Annotated in this window: 16 protein-coding genes; 6 read left to right on the plus strand and 10 right to left on the minus strand. The window is 41.0% G+C overall.

The window, feature by feature from the left end; translation table 11 throughout:
* Window positions 1-62 precede the first annotated feature (62 nt).
* Complete coding sequence (locus AAEY97_RS20530) at window positions 63-728, minus strand: DUF3047 domain-containing protein (RefSeq protein ID WP_192116138.1); 666 nt, start codon at window positions 726-728, stop codon at window positions 63-65.
* Between the two features lie 205 nt (window positions 729-933).
* Between AAEY97_RS20530 and AAEY97_RS20535 the strand changes: the two genes are divergently transcribed.
* Entirely contained in the window at window positions 934-2,553 is a 1,620-nt protein-coding gene (locus AAEY97_RS20535; RefSeq protein ID WP_101087488.1) for an NAD(P)/FAD-dependent oxidoreductase, read from the plus strand.
* Between the two features lie 143 nt (window positions 2,554-2,696).
* Here the strand turns inward: AAEY97_RS20535 and AAEY97_RS20540 are convergent, their stop codons facing one another.
* From AAEY97_RS20540 to AAEY97_RS20560, 5 genes are all read right to left on the minus strand, one after another.
* Entirely contained in the window at window positions 2,697-3,134 is a 438-nt protein-coding gene (locus AAEY97_RS20540) for a GFA family protein (RefSeq protein WP_351001151.1), read from the minus strand.
* Window positions 3,135-3,362: 228 nt separating this feature from the next.
* A complete protein-coding gene (locus tag AAEY97_RS20545) occupies window positions 3,363-4,187 on the minus strand; it encodes a M23 family metallopeptidase (RefSeq protein WP_192116150.1) in 825 nt (274 codons plus the stop codon).
* Window positions 4,188-4,314: 127 nt separating this feature from the next.
* Window positions 4,315-5,187, minus strand: coding sequence for a 6-carboxytetrahydropterin synthase (locus AAEY97_RS20550; RefSeq protein WP_162022824.1), 873 nt, complete (start codon window positions 5,185-5,187; stop codon window positions 4,315-4,317).
* A 748-nt stretch (window positions 5,188-5,935) separates the two neighbouring features.
* Window positions 5,936-6,640, minus strand: a complete 705-nt coding sequence (locus AAEY97_RS20555; RefSeq protein ID WP_059745107.1) for a response regulator — start codon at window positions 6,638-6,640, stop codon at window positions 5,936-5,938.
* Window positions 6,641-6,642: 2 nt separating this feature from the next.
* Window positions 6,643-8,139 (minus strand): ATP-binding protein, encoded by a 1,497-nt coding sequence (locus AAEY97_RS20560; protein ID WP_351001154.1) that lies wholly within the window; start codon window positions 8,137-8,139, stop codon window positions 6,643-6,645.
* A 136-nt stretch (window positions 8,140-8,275) separates the two neighbouring features.
* Between AAEY97_RS20560 and AAEY97_RS20565 the strand changes: the two genes are divergently transcribed.
* Both AAEY97_RS20565 and AAEY97_RS20570 read left to right on the plus strand, forming a co-directional pair.
* On the plus strand, window positions 8,276-8,539 hold the full coding sequence (locus tag AAEY97_RS20565; protein WP_335692563.1) for a hypothetical protein: 264 nt from the start codon (window positions 8,276-8,278) through the stop codon (window positions 8,537-8,539).
* 63 nt (window positions 8,540-8,602) lie between these two features.
* Window positions 8,603-8,965, plus strand: coding sequence for a hypothetical protein (locus AAEY97_RS20570; protein WP_242445174.1), 363 nt, complete (start codon window positions 8,603-8,605; stop codon window positions 8,963-8,965).
* A gap of 67 nt (window positions 8,966-9,032) precedes the next feature.
* Here the strand turns inward: AAEY97_RS20570 and AAEY97_RS20575 are convergent, their stop codons facing one another.
* Together AAEY97_RS20575 and htpX are read right to left on the minus strand one after the other, a co-directional pair.
* The gene (locus AAEY97_RS20575) at window positions 9,033-11,552 is read right to left on the minus strand and encodes a putative bifunctional diguanylate cyclase/phosphodiesterase (RefSeq protein ID WP_351001158.1); all 2,520 of its coding nucleotides are present in this window, start codon (window positions 11,550-11,552) and stop codon (window positions 9,033-9,035) included.
* 299 nt (window positions 11,553-11,851) lie between these two features.
* Window positions 11,852-12,715 (minus strand): protease HtpX, encoded by an 864-nt coding sequence (gene htpX, locus AAEY97_RS20580; RefSeq protein ID WP_162022819.1) that lies wholly within the window; start codon window positions 12,713-12,715, stop codon window positions 11,852-11,854.
* Between the two features lie 268 nt (window positions 12,716-12,983).
* On the opposite strand from htpX, the gene pepE reads away from it, so the two are divergent.
* Window positions 12,984-13,691, plus strand: a complete 708-nt coding sequence (gene pepE / locus AAEY97_RS20585) for a dipeptidase PepE (protein WP_335692567.1) — start codon at window positions 12,984-12,986, stop codon at window positions 13,689-13,691.
* A gap of 101 nt (window positions 13,692-13,792) precedes the next feature.
* On the opposite strand, the gene AAEY97_RS20590 is transcribed toward pepE, so the two are convergent.
* On the minus strand, window positions 13,793-14,215 hold the full coding sequence (locus AAEY97_RS20590; RefSeq protein ID WP_351001161.1) for a VOC family protein: 423 nt from the start codon (window positions 14,213-14,215) through the stop codon (window positions 13,793-13,795).
* A gap of 98 nt (window positions 14,216-14,313) precedes the next feature.
* Here AAEY97_RS20590 and soxR point away from each other — a divergent pair, with 98 nt between their 5' ends.
* Window positions 14,314-14,754: a redox-sensitive transcriptional activator SoxR gene (gene soxR, locus AAEY97_RS20595; protein WP_162022817.1), complete on the plus strand. Its 441-nt coding sequence runs from the start codon at window positions 14,314-14,316 to the stop codon at window positions 14,752-14,754.
* Window positions 14,755-14,895: 141 nt separating this feature from the next.
* Here the strand turns inward: soxR and AAEY97_RS20600 are convergent, their stop codons facing one another.
* Complete coding sequence (locus AAEY97_RS20600; protein WP_101087476.1) at window positions 14,896-15,342, minus strand: Hsp20 family protein; 447 nt, start codon at window positions 15,340-15,342, stop codon at window positions 14,896-14,898.
* A 371-nt stretch (window positions 15,343-15,713) separates the two neighbouring features.
* Here AAEY97_RS20600 and AAEY97_RS20605 point away from each other — a divergent pair, with 371 nt between their 5' ends.
* Complete coding sequence (locus AAEY97_RS20605; protein WP_101087475.1) at window positions 15,714-15,944, plus strand: hypothetical protein; 231 nt, start codon at window positions 15,714-15,716, stop codon at window positions 15,942-15,944.
* Window positions 15,945-16,420: the final 476 nt, after the last annotated feature.

The raw sequence follows: 16,420 nt of genomic DNA on the forward strand, positions 1-16,420 counted from the left end.
AGTAAAAATCAATGCGACTTTGCTAGGTCGCTAAGCACCAGTAAATGCAGGTTGATCAGTTGCTATTTTTCAGTAAATATTATGTCTCCATAATACGTTTCTGCATCTTTACCACTGTTGTCGGTATCGGTCATAATCGCAATCATATCGATGTATTGATACGCTTTGCGGTTAGCTTTTTCACTGCCTTTATCCCCAAATGTTTCAATCAAATCTTGATACACATTGCGTTTTTCTTCATACCACTGACTTTGCTGCGATTGCTGTCCTCGCACAGACATCATTTTAACACTTGAGCCAGCAAAAGCGTTGTTCCAAACCAAGCCTTTGGCTTGATTGCTCGACCAAACATAGTTTAATGATTTGGTGTTCCACACCATAAAACCACCATCAATAACCACGTAAACTCGCGCCACAAAATCATCACCAGCTTTACTTCGCTCGTCTAACTCCGGCAGCGTCTTTTCAACTAACCAACTCCAGTTTAGGTAAGGCGTTGCAATGAGGTCAATTTGCTTTTCTAGCACCAGGCCTGACGCGGAATGGTGACTGAGTGCTTTTAATGCTAGGCGCCCTTTATAGTCTCCAACGCTGTAAATTGATTCACCAGAGAATACTTTGGAGGTCCAACTCTCAATCCCGTTATCACTCAATAAAGTCACATTGGTTGCAGCTTGCACGTTCACACAAACTGTTACGCTATAAAGAAATATAATCCATCGCAACATATTCACTTCCTATCGCCCTACTCGCTTGTATCACACTGAGTTCACCCGCTAGAGTGAGCTAAACTGGGTGATCGGTTTTACTATTTAATCATAAAGGTAAAGAATACAGCATGACATAGAGCAAGTACCATCAATAGATAATTTCATTTTAAGGTTAAATCACGTAAACTACTCGCTGTTTTTTAAGTCTCTTTTTAGGTAGATCATGATCCGTTTAAACCAAGTAAAATTGCCTCTCGACCATAATGAAGATGCGCTGCAACAACTCGTATTGCAAAGGCTCTCTATCTCAGCGGATCAGCTGGTTGATATACATGTGTTTAAGCGTGGCTACGATGCCCGTAAAAAGAATTTAATTTCGTTAATTTATACACTAGATGTGACATTAGCCAATGTAGACGAAGCCGCGTTATTGGCATCACTTGCTGACGACCATAATATCCGCGTGTCGCCAGATACCGATTATAAATATGTCGCGACTGCTCCAGAAGGCTTAACGGAACGTCCACTGGTGATCGGCATGGGACCCTGCGGCTTGTTTGTTGGGCTTATGTTGGCACAAATGGGCTTTAAACCGATTATTTTAGAGCGTGGTAAATCTGTCCACGAACGCGCTAAAGATACCTTCCGTTTTTGGCGTACCAGTGAGTTAAACACTGAATCAAACGTACAATTTGGTGAAGGTGGCGCTGGCACATTCTCGGATGGAAAGTTATATAGCCAAGTTAAAGACCCTGGCTTTAAAGGCTTAAAAGTCAAACAAGAATTTGTCGCTGCGGGTGCACCAGCTGAAATCATTTATGTTAGTAAACCACATATAGGTACCTTTAAGTTGGTCACTATGGTGGAAAAAATGCGCCGCGAAATAATCCGTTTAGGCGGTGAAATTCGCTTTGAAACCCGTGTTGATGAAATCAACATTACTGACCGTCAAGTGACTGGTGTCACCCTGAGAAATGGCGAAGTACTGCATTCTAAACATGTTATTGCTGCGATTGGTCACAGTGCCCGTGATACTTTCCAAATGTTACATGATAAAGGCGTGTATATGCAGGCGCAGTCATTTTCGATTGGCTTTCGTATTGAACATAAGCAAGAGATGATTGATAAAGATCGCTTTGGCGTTAACGCGGGTCACCCAATGTTAGGTGCAGCAGATTATAAGTTAGTCCACCATTGCAAAAGTGGTCGCAGTGTTTACAGCTTTTGTATGTGCCCTGGTGGTGTGGTTGTGGCGGCGACGTCTGAAGAACATGCAGTAGTGACTAATGGCATGAGCCAATATTCGCGTAGTGAACGTAATGCCAACAGTGCAATTGTGGTTGGCATTGATCCGAGTGATTTTGACAACGATCCACTTCAAGGTATTGCGCTACAACGTAAATTGGAACGCCACGCCTATATCATGGGCGGCAGCAATTATGATGCTCCAGCGCAAATGGTCGGTGACTTTTTAGCTGCAGGAGTGGGTAAACCGTTTGAAAACGTTGAGCCGTCTTATAAACCCAACGTAAAAATGACCGATTTAAGCGATGCATTGCCGCAATTCGCTATCGATGCTATTCGTGAAGCCATTCCAGCATTTGGTAAAAAAATTCGTGGTTTCGACAGTAAAGATGCCATGTTAACCGGCGTTGAAACTCGTACCTCTTCACCGGTACAAATTAAACGTGGGGCCGATTTCCAAAGCATTAACACCAAAGGTTTATATCCTGCAGGTGAAGGTGCTGGTTATGCTGGCGGGATTTTATCGGCGGGTATTGACGGTATCAGTATTGCAGAAGCCGTTGCATTAGACATGATTAAAGAAATGACAAACAGTTAAATCCATCTTTAATAAACAGAGCAGTCATATTTGAATGCTCTGTTTATTGCTTCATCGCAACAATAACATTAGATTTATTTTCAAATTCAGAGCTATTCATGATGAGGTTTTCTAATAGACACTCAGAGATGGAAATACAATACTTAATCCCTTTTATTAACATGCCTTACCATTTGCAATATAACGTCTCGGTCTGATGGATGGTTTACCCCATCACTCGTTTGTACATCACCTAAATCAAATGGATTAACATCGTCTAAACAAGCTATGTTAAAACCGTATTCAGTCGGGTTTGATCGACGTTGATGATGGGTATAAATACCACAATGAGAACAGAAATAATGTTTCGCGGTATTGGTGTTAAATTGATAAAGCGTTAACACATCTTGACCTTTTACCACCCTAATCCCGTCCAGTTTAACAGACCCAGCAATCGCACCTTTTCTACGACAAATTGAACAATCACAGCGTCGTGGATTTTCGATACCATTGGGTAAAGTGAGCTCGAGTTCAACGGCACCACAATGACATGTTGCTTTGTGCTTTAACTCAATAACGGTATTACCCACTTGCTTGATCATAACCAGAGTCCTTTGTGATGTCGACGATAAGCATTTAGTCGTTCGATATAAGTTTGTCGCTTAAAGTGAGAAAACGTTTCAACATAATCAGTTTAGTGAGGCAAATAGCGTTGACGTTGTGGTGAATTCAGGACGTATGAAGTGCAAGTTATCAAGTGAATAGCATTACCATTGAATAAAGGGTTCCGGTTCAATCGTCATACCGAAACCCTAACATATGGCTTAACACTATTTTGCCGCTTTCTCCGCTGCCAGTACTGTCGCCATTGACGGTACAATCGAAACGGGGTCTAAACGCATTTGGAACCAGTTTAAGCGCCAGTCTAAATGCGGGCCAGTCACTCGACCGGTGGCACCAATTTCAGCGACCTTATCACCCTGCACAACTTTATCACCAACGGTTAAATACAATTTACTCAGGTGCAAAAAGGTAGAGCTAACACCATAACCGTGGTCGATAATCACTGTGCCACCAGAATAAAACATATCTGGCTCAGCTAACGTAATCACACCATCTGCTGGCGCAACCACTACCGTGCCTGTTGGACGGGCAACATCAACACCAAAATGCGGATTACCTGGTACGTCGTTGTATACCCGCTGGCTGCCATAAACCCCTGAAATTCTGCCAGTAACCGGCCAAATAAATGTTTGCATAAATGCCTGTTGTTGACTAAATAAGTCTCTGGCAGCGCGAGTCTGTTTGGCATCTTTTGCCGCTCTGGCTTGGGCAACTGGATCCGGTTTCATTATTTTTTGGCTGATGCCTGTGACTCGATCAATTTGGTATTGTCGTGCGGCTATGGTTAACGGCTTAATTTCTGTTAATCCGTCTGGATAAATGACTTTAAACACTTGTTCTGACTTAGCGTCTCTATCAAATCCAATGGCAAACTGACCGTTTGGGGTGACCTTTACCGATTGGCCATTAAGTAATACTTTACTGCCGACCGGCACTGCGCCGCGCACTAATGCACCTTGTTCAAACTGGCCTTGAAATGTCACAGCGGCAATCGCATTAGCACTTAAGCCGCAAAAGCTGACCACCAGCATTGCAGCTGTTGATATCGATTTTAAAACGGTATTTTTTAATAACATAATCGAAACGCATTCCTTGTTAATAGCGCCAAAAAACATAAAAAAAAAGGCCACCTTAAGGCAGCCCATTAATAATACTTGATTAACCTCTTACCGCAATGGCCCCTTTGCCAATACCTTCATAAGCGATAACTTTAAAATGACTTTCAGGCGCTTGACTTGCCAATGTCTTGGCCATGTATTCAGCTAGCATCTCAACCGTGGTGTCGTGAGGAATTAAGTCACAACAATGCTTAGGCATCGCTAATTGAAAATCACCTTGAGGCGCAACATAGTGAAAACCAAAATGAGTTTCGTCGCTGATTTTAGTTTGCTTCGACAACTCTAGTGTTTTCACTGACACTAAGTCTTCTTCAGTGCCGAGGTAAATATCATGCCAACGTTCTGCCCAGTATTGGTCCCATTTCGGCTCTGCAATACCATTTTCAAATACGGTTACCGGGCTACGATGACCATGCGCAATACGCTGACAGTTACCGTCATGTTTACGTAATCCGTGGCTGTAATGGTAAAACGGGGTATCGAGCACTTCGCTGCGCAATGTGAGGCTGATGCCTTGGACATTTTCAGGTAACACTTCACGTAAGGCTTTTTTCAAAAAGTCATTAACGCTTTGGTAGTCAATCACTTCTGTAGGAATAAGCGCAAATGCTTGTGAAGGACATGCTAAATGTATGTCACCTTTTTCACTGCTAAAATCCATCCAAACTCGGTCGCTTTTTTGCTGCCAGCGCACTTCGCTACACGCAGTAGGGATTAACAAGCGATGATCGGCTACATCATCAATGGTGTTTTTGATGATGCGTTTAACCTTACCAAAGTCGAGCACCATATTTTGCTCATCTAAGCCGCCATCTAATAGCACATCGACAATCCAGCTTTCACCAACCATGCCACGAACAGGACAAAGGTAAGAGAAATCGATAACGGTTAAATCTTTTACAAACAGTTGCATTAATGCTCCTAGGCAGAAAAACAGTCCACCTCAGTATAAATGTATTCCTAACGGCGCATGCCAGTGGAAGGTCTATCTTACGTGATCGGAATTTATCCGACTATCAACTCTTAGTCTAACATTCACGGGTTAATTGCCACGTTCTGCTAGAGATAAGTAATAACGCGCCAGTATATTCAATGCCAGCACAAGACCACGTTGATACCCTAAATGATATCAACGACATTCTAAACAAAAGCCAAGCTATGAGCGAGTAAACATCGTAGATAAATGTAATAAATCGATAAAGCTGCTGCAATGCACCTGAATCGGATAATAATCTTGCTAGGGGAACAGCAACAACAAAATGCTGAGCATTTTATATAACACTTAGAAAATGATTCGCGTGGGTACTTGAAAGGTTAACAAGAGACTCTGGCGTTAAGGTCAAATTATGACGGTTCCTGATAACCACCAATAAATACTACGACCAACGTAATGGTCAGAAAAATCTGACAGCACAGCAGTAATAATAAAATTAGTGACGGCATAGCACTATTCCTTGTTAATCCAGACAGCTAGGAGCATTAGGTATAGTGATGTTAGCAATCAAAAGCGCAAAAATAGTGCAGATTTAAAGGAGTTTTGCCGAAACTAAAGCCGATCAGTAATACACATTAATGGCCAGCTACTAAGCTTACCCATTGCATTAGGATGCTTATGAAACGGCTTTAAAACGTAAAAATAGACATACCAATAAAATGCAGCATTACTCTACCTTATAACCCACACCATAAATGGAATGCAGTAACTCCTTTTGTTGGCTGGCTTGGGTTAACTTATGTCGTAGATTTTTCACATGACTGTCAATGGTACGTGAACTCACAATACGATCATCGACATAACACACCTGCATGAGGCTATCTCGAGAGTGCACCACACCTGGCCGTTTTAGCAAAGTATGCAGTAATCTAAACTCAACAGGGGTTAATTCTACGTCTTGTTGGTCGACCTGACATTTAAAGCGTTCGATATTGATTTGTAGATGTTTATAACGAATAACCTGCTCGCTTTGACTGCCATGGGTATTCTCAACTCGTCTTAAAATCGTTTTTACCCGAGCAACGACTTCCCTAGCCGAAAATGGCTTACACACATAATCGTCTGCGCCGATGTCTAAGCCCATTAAGCGGTCAATTTCATCTACCCGCGCCGTTAACATTAACACTGGCAGCATTGAAAATTGCCTCAACTCACGACAAATGGTTAAACCGTCTTTATAGGGCAACATCAAATCTAGAATCATAAAGTCAATTTGTTGAGACTTAATCGTTTCAATTACATCACGACCATCGTGTTGTACCAAGGTGTTAAAACCTTCAAGGGTTAAAAAGTCGACTAAAATCTGCGCTATTTTAGGCTCGTCTTCTACCACTAATATGGTCAATGGTTGTTGATGAACATGTCCACTCATAGTCATTCCCTGTGCATAGGTAATTGTACTTCAATACAAAGCCCACCCAATGGTGATGGGACGGCCTTAATGGTGCCATCATGCGCTTCGACAATATTCTTACAGATGGTTAAACCAAGACCTGCACCACTACCACGGCGTGTGCGGGCACTGTCTTGGCGATACAATGGCTCAAACAAGTGTTCACACTCTTCAATGCTAGCACTGGGCTTAGTATCATTGATGGTTAATATCATCATTTTGGCTTGTTGTGACAATCGCACATCAATTACCCCAGGACTGTCTGTGTAAGCCATAGAATTCATTAGTAAATTAATAAATAGCTGTTCAAGCCGAAGCACGTCGGCAGATAAATACACCCCCGGCTGGAGCTGACTTTGTAGCGTTAGGCCTTTATCTTGTAGGCTGGTAGCCATACTATTAAGCGTGCTGTGTAGGGACTCACTGACGTTCACCCGCTGAAAATGATATCGGAGTCCACCAACATCAGATAAAGACAGTTCATACAAATCATCGACTAAGTGCTTCATGCGCAACACTTCTTGTTCGAGTGAGTTCAGCTGTGTGTTATCGAACGTCCTGATCCCTGCTTTAATCGCATCAATCTCACCACATAAAATACTCAATGGCGTGCGCAGTTCATGAGAAATATCAGCTAACCAACGATTTTTAGCACTGCGGTTTTTCGATAGCGTCATGGCGAGATGATCAATATTGGTCATTAATTGACCCAGCTCATCTGCACGCTGAGGTGATAAGCGTTCATCATAATTACCTTGAGATAAATACGATACTCCCAGCATAACTTGTTTAACGGGGATCAGTAGAAAACGTGACAACCACCAAGCAATTGCACTGGCAAGCAGTAAACACAATAAACCGATTCCGATACTGGTCCAACGTTGTTGCTGAGAAAATGCGGTAGCTGAAGACGATTCAACTTCACGAATAGGGCTACTGTATAAATAGCCTACTATACGATCGTTGAATAACAAGGTTAAGCTAATCCGATTATCCACATTGCCAATATCAACGCCGCTAATAAACTGTTGTTCTGCTGAGTATAACCCCGTCGGTGGACCAGAAGGTGTTGAAAAAGGTGGCCGTTGCCTAGGAGGACCTAAACGTCGATCAGGTCCCATTGGAGGACGATTATCACCTGCAGGTCTTGGCGGTCTTGCCCCGTCGCCGGGTCTATTTCTTTTTGGAAATGGAGCGTGAAGCGAAATGGCTTGTGTTAATGTTTTTTGATTAATCGACTGCCACACTTGTGTAGATTGTTGATCTGTCATGACTGATGGATCGGTTTGTGCTTCCGGATTAGCCGCATAAAGTGTCAATAGTTCATTCGATAAATGCTGTAAACGTTCTTGTTCTAATCCGTTGATATAGTCTAAAAAACCTTGGTCAAAACTCCACCTCGCTAACGATAACGTGGCGATAAGTACAATACTGGTTAGGCCAACGAAGGCCAAGAAAAGCTTTTGAGATATTTGCATAAAATACATTATAACCAGCTATATACGCATAAACTAGTCGCGATAAATAACTGATAAAAATCTCCTCCAATTCTGCACAATTACTCCACATTGTTAGGTTATATTACCTTTAGTTACCTAACCAAGGAGTGTCACTATGACTCTTAAGCCAATCAGTATTGGTCTACTTAGCTTTATGTTATTAGCATCTTTCGCTGCTAATGCTAACCCGCATGATAGAAAGCCACCTAAAGAAGCTGTTGAAGCGTGTGCTAACAGTGTTGAAAATGATCAGGTTAGTTTTGACACCCCGCGGGGAGACACCCTTGAAGCAAGTTGTCAAATTATCGATGGCGAGCTTGTCGCTGTACCTGCCAATGGTCCTGACGATATGAAACAACCACCAAAACAACGTAATTAACAATAATATGTTGCTAGGTAGTTTCATCAAAAATAGATTACAGAGAATATCTAAGGAGTAAATATGCAAGTGACGAGTGGTAATACTTCGATGCAAATGACATCGACCGAAAACACACAAAGACCTCCGCGTCCTGATGGCCCGCCGCCACCAAAAGGCGGTGTACCGCCTGGGCTAGATACAGCGGTATCGACCTTGTCTGATGATCAACAGCAATTAACCACAGACATGTTGTCATCATTGACCGACGAGCAGCAAGAGTCGTTGAAGTCTATGTTAGATGAATTAAAACCACTTACAGATGGATTAACTGACGAGGACATCGGCAGTATTTTCTTTGAGGCATTGAGCAGTATTTATAATGGTGATAACACCGCAACGGCTAACAGTAATTCAACATCTGTGAACGTAGACATTTACGCTTAATACAGCATTAAAATGTCGTAATAGTGATAAAATAGCAGCTTACATATTGTGTAAGCTGCTATTTTATTTACTTTAATTCAATATCAGTGGCCAGGTTAATACGGTTATGGAATATCGGTAAAAACTCGTTAAGATCTTGTGGCAATCGCGGTTTACTGTACAAATACCCTTGAACCAAATCACAGCCATTGAGCCGCAGAAAATCTGCTTGATCGATAGTTTCCACACCTTCAGCAATAATCTGCAAATTCAATGCATGCCCCAGTGCAATAACCGCTTTAGCAATCGCAGTGTTATTTGCATCATGAGGAATATCACGCACAAAAGATTGATCGATTTTCAACTTATCAATTGGTAACTTTTTGAGATAATTGAGAGATGAGTATCCGGTACCAAAATCGTCAATACTCAAGGCAATGCCCATGGCGCCAAGCAATTTCAAATCACGAATAATCGCGTCTGGATCATTCATCATGCAAGACTCGGTGACTTCTAATTCCAAATGTTTGGCCGGTAATCCCGTTTCCAATAAAATCGAGCGCACTTTATCGACAAAATCATTTCTTTGCAGCTGTAAGCTGGCTACATTTACCGAAATGCGTTCAAACATTTTACCTTGGGTTAGCCATTCAACCCCTTGTAAACAAGCGGCCTTTAATACCCACAAACCTATATCCCAAATCAAACCAATCTTCTCTGCTAATGGAATAAACTCTGCTGGAGAGATATTGCCGTAGACAGGATCAGACCAACGAATTAACGCTTCAAAGCCACTAGGAGACAGATCAGACAGTTTCAACTTAGGTTGATAAACTAAATAAAAATCTTCATTCACCAGCGCTTGGTGCAATGCTGTTTGCAGCTTTAATTGTGCTACAGCCTGTTTGGTCATCGACTCAGTATAAAAGGCATAATTATTTCGCCCATCTAACTTGGCACGATGCATAGCCGCGTCAGCATTACGTAATAAGCTGTCGTGATCATCACCATCGCTTGGGTATATCGCCACTCCCATGCTGGCGGTAAGGCGTACAGATTGGGTATTGTCCAATATAAATGGGCGTTCAAATACACTGCGAATACGGTCAACCGATGACGTTACAGAATCAGTTCCCATAATGCTCGGCAACATGACCACAAACTCATCACCACTTAAACGTGCTAATACGTCAAAATCAGATAAAGCGTAAGATAAGCGTTTAGCCAATTCAACCAGAATTTCGTCGCCAATAACATGGCCTAAACTGTCGTTAATGTGCTTAAAGAAATCGATATCTAAAAACACAATAGCCAGCTGCTTTTTAGCCCGGTGAGAGTGATTCACCTCTTGCTCTAGCAGTGACATAAATTGCATCCGATTAGGCAATTGTGTCAACGGATCAAAATAGGCTAAGTTTTTCAGCTTTTCTTCATTTTGTTTTTGCGCTGAAATATCGGCAAATACGGCAACATAATACTGAATGATATTGAGTTTATCGAATACAGCACTGATGGTTATCGCTTGCGGAAAAATAGCACCATGCTTACGGCGATTCCAAATTTCACCATGCCATTTGCCTTGGACTAATAAGGTATTCCACAATCGTTCAAAAAAGCTTTTAGGATGGCGACCTGAACTCAGCATTCTAGGGTTTTGGCCTATAACCTCTTCGCGGCTGTAACCGGTAATATCAGTAAACGCTTGGTTAATTTCGGTAATATTGCCATTACTGTCTGTTATCACTACCCCTTCGACTGCATTTTGAAACACATTGGCGGCTAATATGAGTTGATCCTGCGCCTCTTTGTGTTTGGCAATATTGCGAGTCATCCCTATTACCCCGGTCAATTGACCTTGGGTATTATAAATGGGCGCTTTAATGGTTTCGAGCCAAACCTTATTAAAATTAACATCAACTTCTTCACATTCAGACACCACTACAGTCGAACCATTACTGATGGCTAATTTATCACTCTCAATAAATTCATTTGCAGTGCGTTGATCAAAAAGGTCAAAGTCGGTTTTGCCAACAATTTGTTCTGTAGACTTTCGCCAAGCTCGCTCAACACTTTTATTACACGCTACATAGTGTCCGTTAGCATCTTTAACCCACATATGTTCATCAAAAGCATCAATAAATGACTGTAAATCAACATCGAGCGACACAGACTCAGATGCATTAGGATCAACAGCTAAGGAATTGATATAATAACGAATGGCATTACTTAGCATATCCGCTATGCGTGTTTGCATTGCCGACAAGGGCTTAAATAATGTTTGCTGAGATGGTTCGATAGCTTTGTCACTAAAGGTGATCACACCGATGATATGACCTTTAGATGAACGAATAGGCTGATGATAAACGGTAACATGTTTGTCTACCGTTTGGACACTTTGAGCATCTGCCGCTTTAAGATGTTGTAACAAGCTATCTTGATGCTGTCGCTGGGTATTGTCATCAATACCTTGGCTGGTACAAATAGCTTCAATACTGTTTTCAGCATTAATTTGGTAAAACATGATGGTAAGACGAAACTCGGCAGAAATATCATTTATTTCTAGCTGCCATTCTCTTAATTGTACTTGAGAAATAGCTTTTTTAAGCATATTAAGATCCTGATAATGTTTAATAGACCATGTTAAACGAGCCATACTCAATATGTATGAATACTGTAACAAGTAGTGTTATGAATATAAGTGCCGAGTCTAACTATACATCAGAACCTATCCTATACGCTGTGATTAAACAACAAAATGCAATCGATTCGAGCGGTTAATACTATTAGTTAACTATAATTACCCGATTAATAGGGCATATTCAATCATAACCTAACCCAATAAATAAAAAAGGAGCCAAAAGGCTCCTTAGTTTAACTTTACTATAAATGATGATAAACGCATGAATACTAGCTGTTTTTTAATGCAGCGATACGCTTCTCTAATGGAGGATGGCTCATCATTAACTCAGCCATTGAACGTTTGCCATTAATACCAAAGGCTGACATTTGTGCTGGCATAGCGCCAGATTCAGGCCCTTGACGTAAACGTTCTAATGCGGCAATCATTTTATTTTTGCCTGCTAAACGTGCCGCGCCTTCATCAGCTTTAAACTCACGAATACGTGAAAAGTAAGCTACGATAATCGATGCCAAAATACCGAATAGCATATCAAGTACAAATACTACAGCCATGTAGGCGAACATACCTAGGCCTTCACCTTCTTCGTCATTACTGGAAACAAAATTGTTAATAATGCCAGCAACAACACGCGCAGCAAAAATAACAAAAGTATTCACCACACCTTGGATTAAGGTTAATGTCACCATGTCACCGTTCGCCACGTGGCTCACTTCATGTGCAAGTACACCTTCAATTTCATCTTGAGTCATACCGTAAAGCAAACCAGAACTCACAGCAACAAGCGCATTGTTTTTACTTGGACCCGTTGCAAATGCGTTCATTTCTGGCGACTGGTAAATAGCCACTTCAGGCATCTTAATACCAGACTTTTCAGCTTGGCGTGCAACCGTTTCAACTAACCAACGTTCCATACTGTCACGTGGTTGCGTAATAACTTCACAGCCCATGGTTTTCTTCGCCATCCATTTTGAAATGGCTAAACTGATAAACGAGCCACCAAAACCAAAAATGGCAGCAAATACTAACAGTCCACCCATCGTTGAGGTATTAACCCCAAGAATAGACATTACAATTGAGGCAACCAGTAAGATGGCAAAGTTGGTTGCAATCAACAAAAATATACGCTTCATTTAAGCTCCTGTATGGCAAAAGTGCCGATTTACGATTGTTACTACAGACATAATATGTCCATAAAATGAAAATTCAAGCTTAGTTATATTAAAAAAGATTTATGACTCTTTTTTAACTTGATAAAACATCGTCTTGAAATTCACGCGAGCAGAGTCTAGGGAGAATTGATTAATTGAAACTGAAAAATAGACTACAAAAACAAACTCTGTGTCGGCAATGATTAATCTTTGATAAACTGTCAAAAACTAAAACCAAAAAGGACTTTTTATGCCCATTAATGCATTAATGTTGAGTGCCTCACGGGTCGGTAATTCGACATATCTAAGCCATACCGTTGAGCTTATTCGTCCACTCACTCAACCAGGACAACAATGGCTGTTTATTCCTTATGCTGGCGTCAGTGTAAGTTATGATGAGTATTTAACAAAAGTGCAAACGGCACTTGAACCCCTAACAATTACCATTAGTAGTATTCATCAGTTTGCAGACCCAAAACAAGCCATTCAAGATGCTGCAGGCATTTTGGTTGGTGGTGGCAATACATTCCAATTGCTCAACGAATTATATCGCTACGACTTGCTACATTTAATTCGTGAAAAAGTAGAAAATGGCATGCCGTATGTGGGTTGGAGTGCGGGATCAAACATTACTGGAGCCAGTATTCGTACCACCAATGATATGCCAATTGTCGAGCCGCCCTCTTTTACCGCATTGGGTATATTGCCATTCCAATTAAATCCGCATTACACCAATTACCAAATGCCAGGCCATAATGGTGAAACACGTGCGCAACGACTGTTAGAGTTTACCATGGTCGATCCACTGACACCGGTGATCGGAATCCAAGAAGGTAGCGCGCTATGGCGCCAAGGCGATAAATTACACCTTATTGGTAATGAGGCAGCTTACTTATTCCACGGTAAACAACAAGAAGTTGAGCTTACCGCTAACAGCGACTTATCACACTACCTTTAGTTAGCTAACCTGCTATTAAACTATGGCTTTTGTTGATAATCGATTTTGATCAAAACCATTGGGCTTACTCTATAAGCCCAATGGTGCATATTGATAAGTTACTAACCACCGTATTGATTTCGTTCACTAGGAATATCCGTTGAGTATTCAACAAACTCAACTTCAAATCCGCTTGGGTCAATAAAGTAACGGCTTTTATAAAAAGGGTCGTGTCTGCCCATAATCGCCACCTCAAAACCCACTTGTGACAATCTAGCAACTAATGCATCAATATTATCCACAACGTAAGCGAAATGTGCCAAACCCAATGCATTACTTTTAAGATCGCGCACCTCGCCACTACCAGAATCATTTAACGATAAATAATGATAATCATCACCAAAGTGAAGCCATTTCCGCGGCGTACCATGCCAAACAGACTCGCCACCACCACGCACTCGCCAGTGTGGAAAGGCCGCTTTATAAAATACTAATGATTCATCTAAGTCATTAACTACTAAATTTAAATGTTCTAATCGCATCACTTATCTCCTTATGGTTAATGCAACACAGCTTAATACCTCAAGCTAACTTGAGGTAAAGCATTATTTTTGCAAAAATGATAAAAAAAATCGGAGGTTGAATGTCAATAGATGCAGAACTAAGTGTTGGCCAAGTCGCCAAACGTTGTGGAATAAACATCTCTGCGATTCACTTTTATGAGCAAAAAGGTCTTATCAGCAGTTGGCGCAATAATGGTAATCAACGTCGTTATACACGAGACGTTATCAGGCGAATATCACTCATCAAAGCTGCGCAACAATTAGGGATATCGTTGGATGATATCAAGCATGCTTTTGCTGCTTTACCCAATGAACGAACAGCGACTAAAGAAGACTGGGCAGAATTATCAAATGTTTGGAATAAATCACTTACGCTGCGGATAACCCAGATGCAAAAATTGAAAGATTCGCTCGAAGGTTGCATCGGTTGTGGTTGTTTATCGATGAAAAATTGCCCACTGTATAATCCTAACGATATTCTTGCAGATCAAGGCCCTGGCCCAGTGCTTTTGAATAAATGATGAATACAAAAAACCTAGTTTGATAACAAACTAGGTGTAAGCAATTGGCTAAATTGGGGGGAGATAAACTAGAAGGTTGAGAATATGGCTTAAATGCTATTAACACCTAAGCCATCAATCGTATTAATTCACAATAACGCCTTAACTAAGGGTGTTGGTAGCAACAATATCAATTTTACGAGGTTTCATTGCTTCTGGAATTTCACGTACTAAATCAATATTTAATAAGCCGTGTTCTAATTCCGCACCGATTACTCGTACATGATCTGCTAATTGAAAAGTGCGCTCAAAACCACGCTCAGCAATCCCTTGATGCAAATATTTACGTTCATCACTTGTAGCTGTCTTATTACCTTTTACTAATAGTTTTTCACCTTCACTCATAATATCGAGTTCTGGCATAGAAAAACCCGCGACGGCCATGGTGATCCGATAACGATTCTCGCCTAAAAGTTCAATATTATAAGGAGGATAACCACTGTTGCTATTGTTAGCTGCAGCATGTTCAGCAAGTTGTGCTAAACGATCAAAACCAATAGCACTACGATAAAGAGGTGTTAAATCTGGAGAAATATTAAAATTACGCATGTTCATACCCTTGTCTAAAGCAATATGTAAAAATGACCACAGTCTGTTTGTGGTGTTTAGTTTTCACAGCCCTTACGGCACTGTGGTAGCAAGTTTACTGAAACCTCAATCGAGCATTTCATGATTCGCTCCTGCTACAGAATTAGATATATGGACCACTGGCGCTATATCAAGTGCAATGGATAAAAAAGTGAGTTACTAATAACCTAAAATAAAAAATAGACTTTATAATCAATAATTAAGATAACAACTAATTTATAACATAATGAATAAGTTGGTGTTCATTTCACAATGATGACTTTTGTCACTAGTATTTCTGCTTGAAAACGTCACAATAATAGACAATAAATAGAAACAATTAAGGACACATTATGAACCCACCAACATTGGCATTATTAATTCCTATTCTGGCCATTTTAGGCAGCTTTATTGTCACTATCATGAAGCTGAAGCAAAGACAATCGCATACGACTGCAGAACAAGAAACTAACAATAAAGCACTGCATGATGAAATTAACGCCCTGCGTCAACGAATTGAAGTACTTGAACGTGTTGTTACCGACGATGCTTATGACCTAAAGCAAAAAATAAATAACGCGTAACACTGTCAGAGAGAATCTTAAACAACGCCACCTTATTGAGTGTATTGAGTGGTATTGTTGATTTCATAAAGTTGCTTATATTAAATAGCCATTTAATTAATGCCATCGAAATAAGCGAGCTCTTTGATTGCGGTCATTATGGAGAGTTAAGGGCTACATATTGTTTTTTGACACAAAACAGCCCGCTATATGATAGCGGGCTGTTTCGCGACTCTTGCAAGTCAATTAGGCGCCTGGAAATGACCTACTCTTTTATCCCCGAAGGGGACGCATGGGCATATTCGACAAACTGCTGTCATGTTTTGGCCAGTAACAAACTCTACACTTTAAATTGCAGACGTAAAAAAGCCCGTTACGTTAGTAACGGGCTTATCACTACTCTTTCGAGTCTATTAGGCGCCTGGAAATGACCTACTCTTTTATCCCCGAAGGGGACGCATGGGCATATTCGACAAACTGCTGTCATGTTTTGGCCA

This window comes from Shewanella sp. TB7-MNA-CIBAN-0143 (genome assembly GCF_040310065.1).
GTDB lineage: Bacteria > Pseudomonadota > Gammaproteobacteria > Enterobacterales > Shewanellaceae > Shewanella.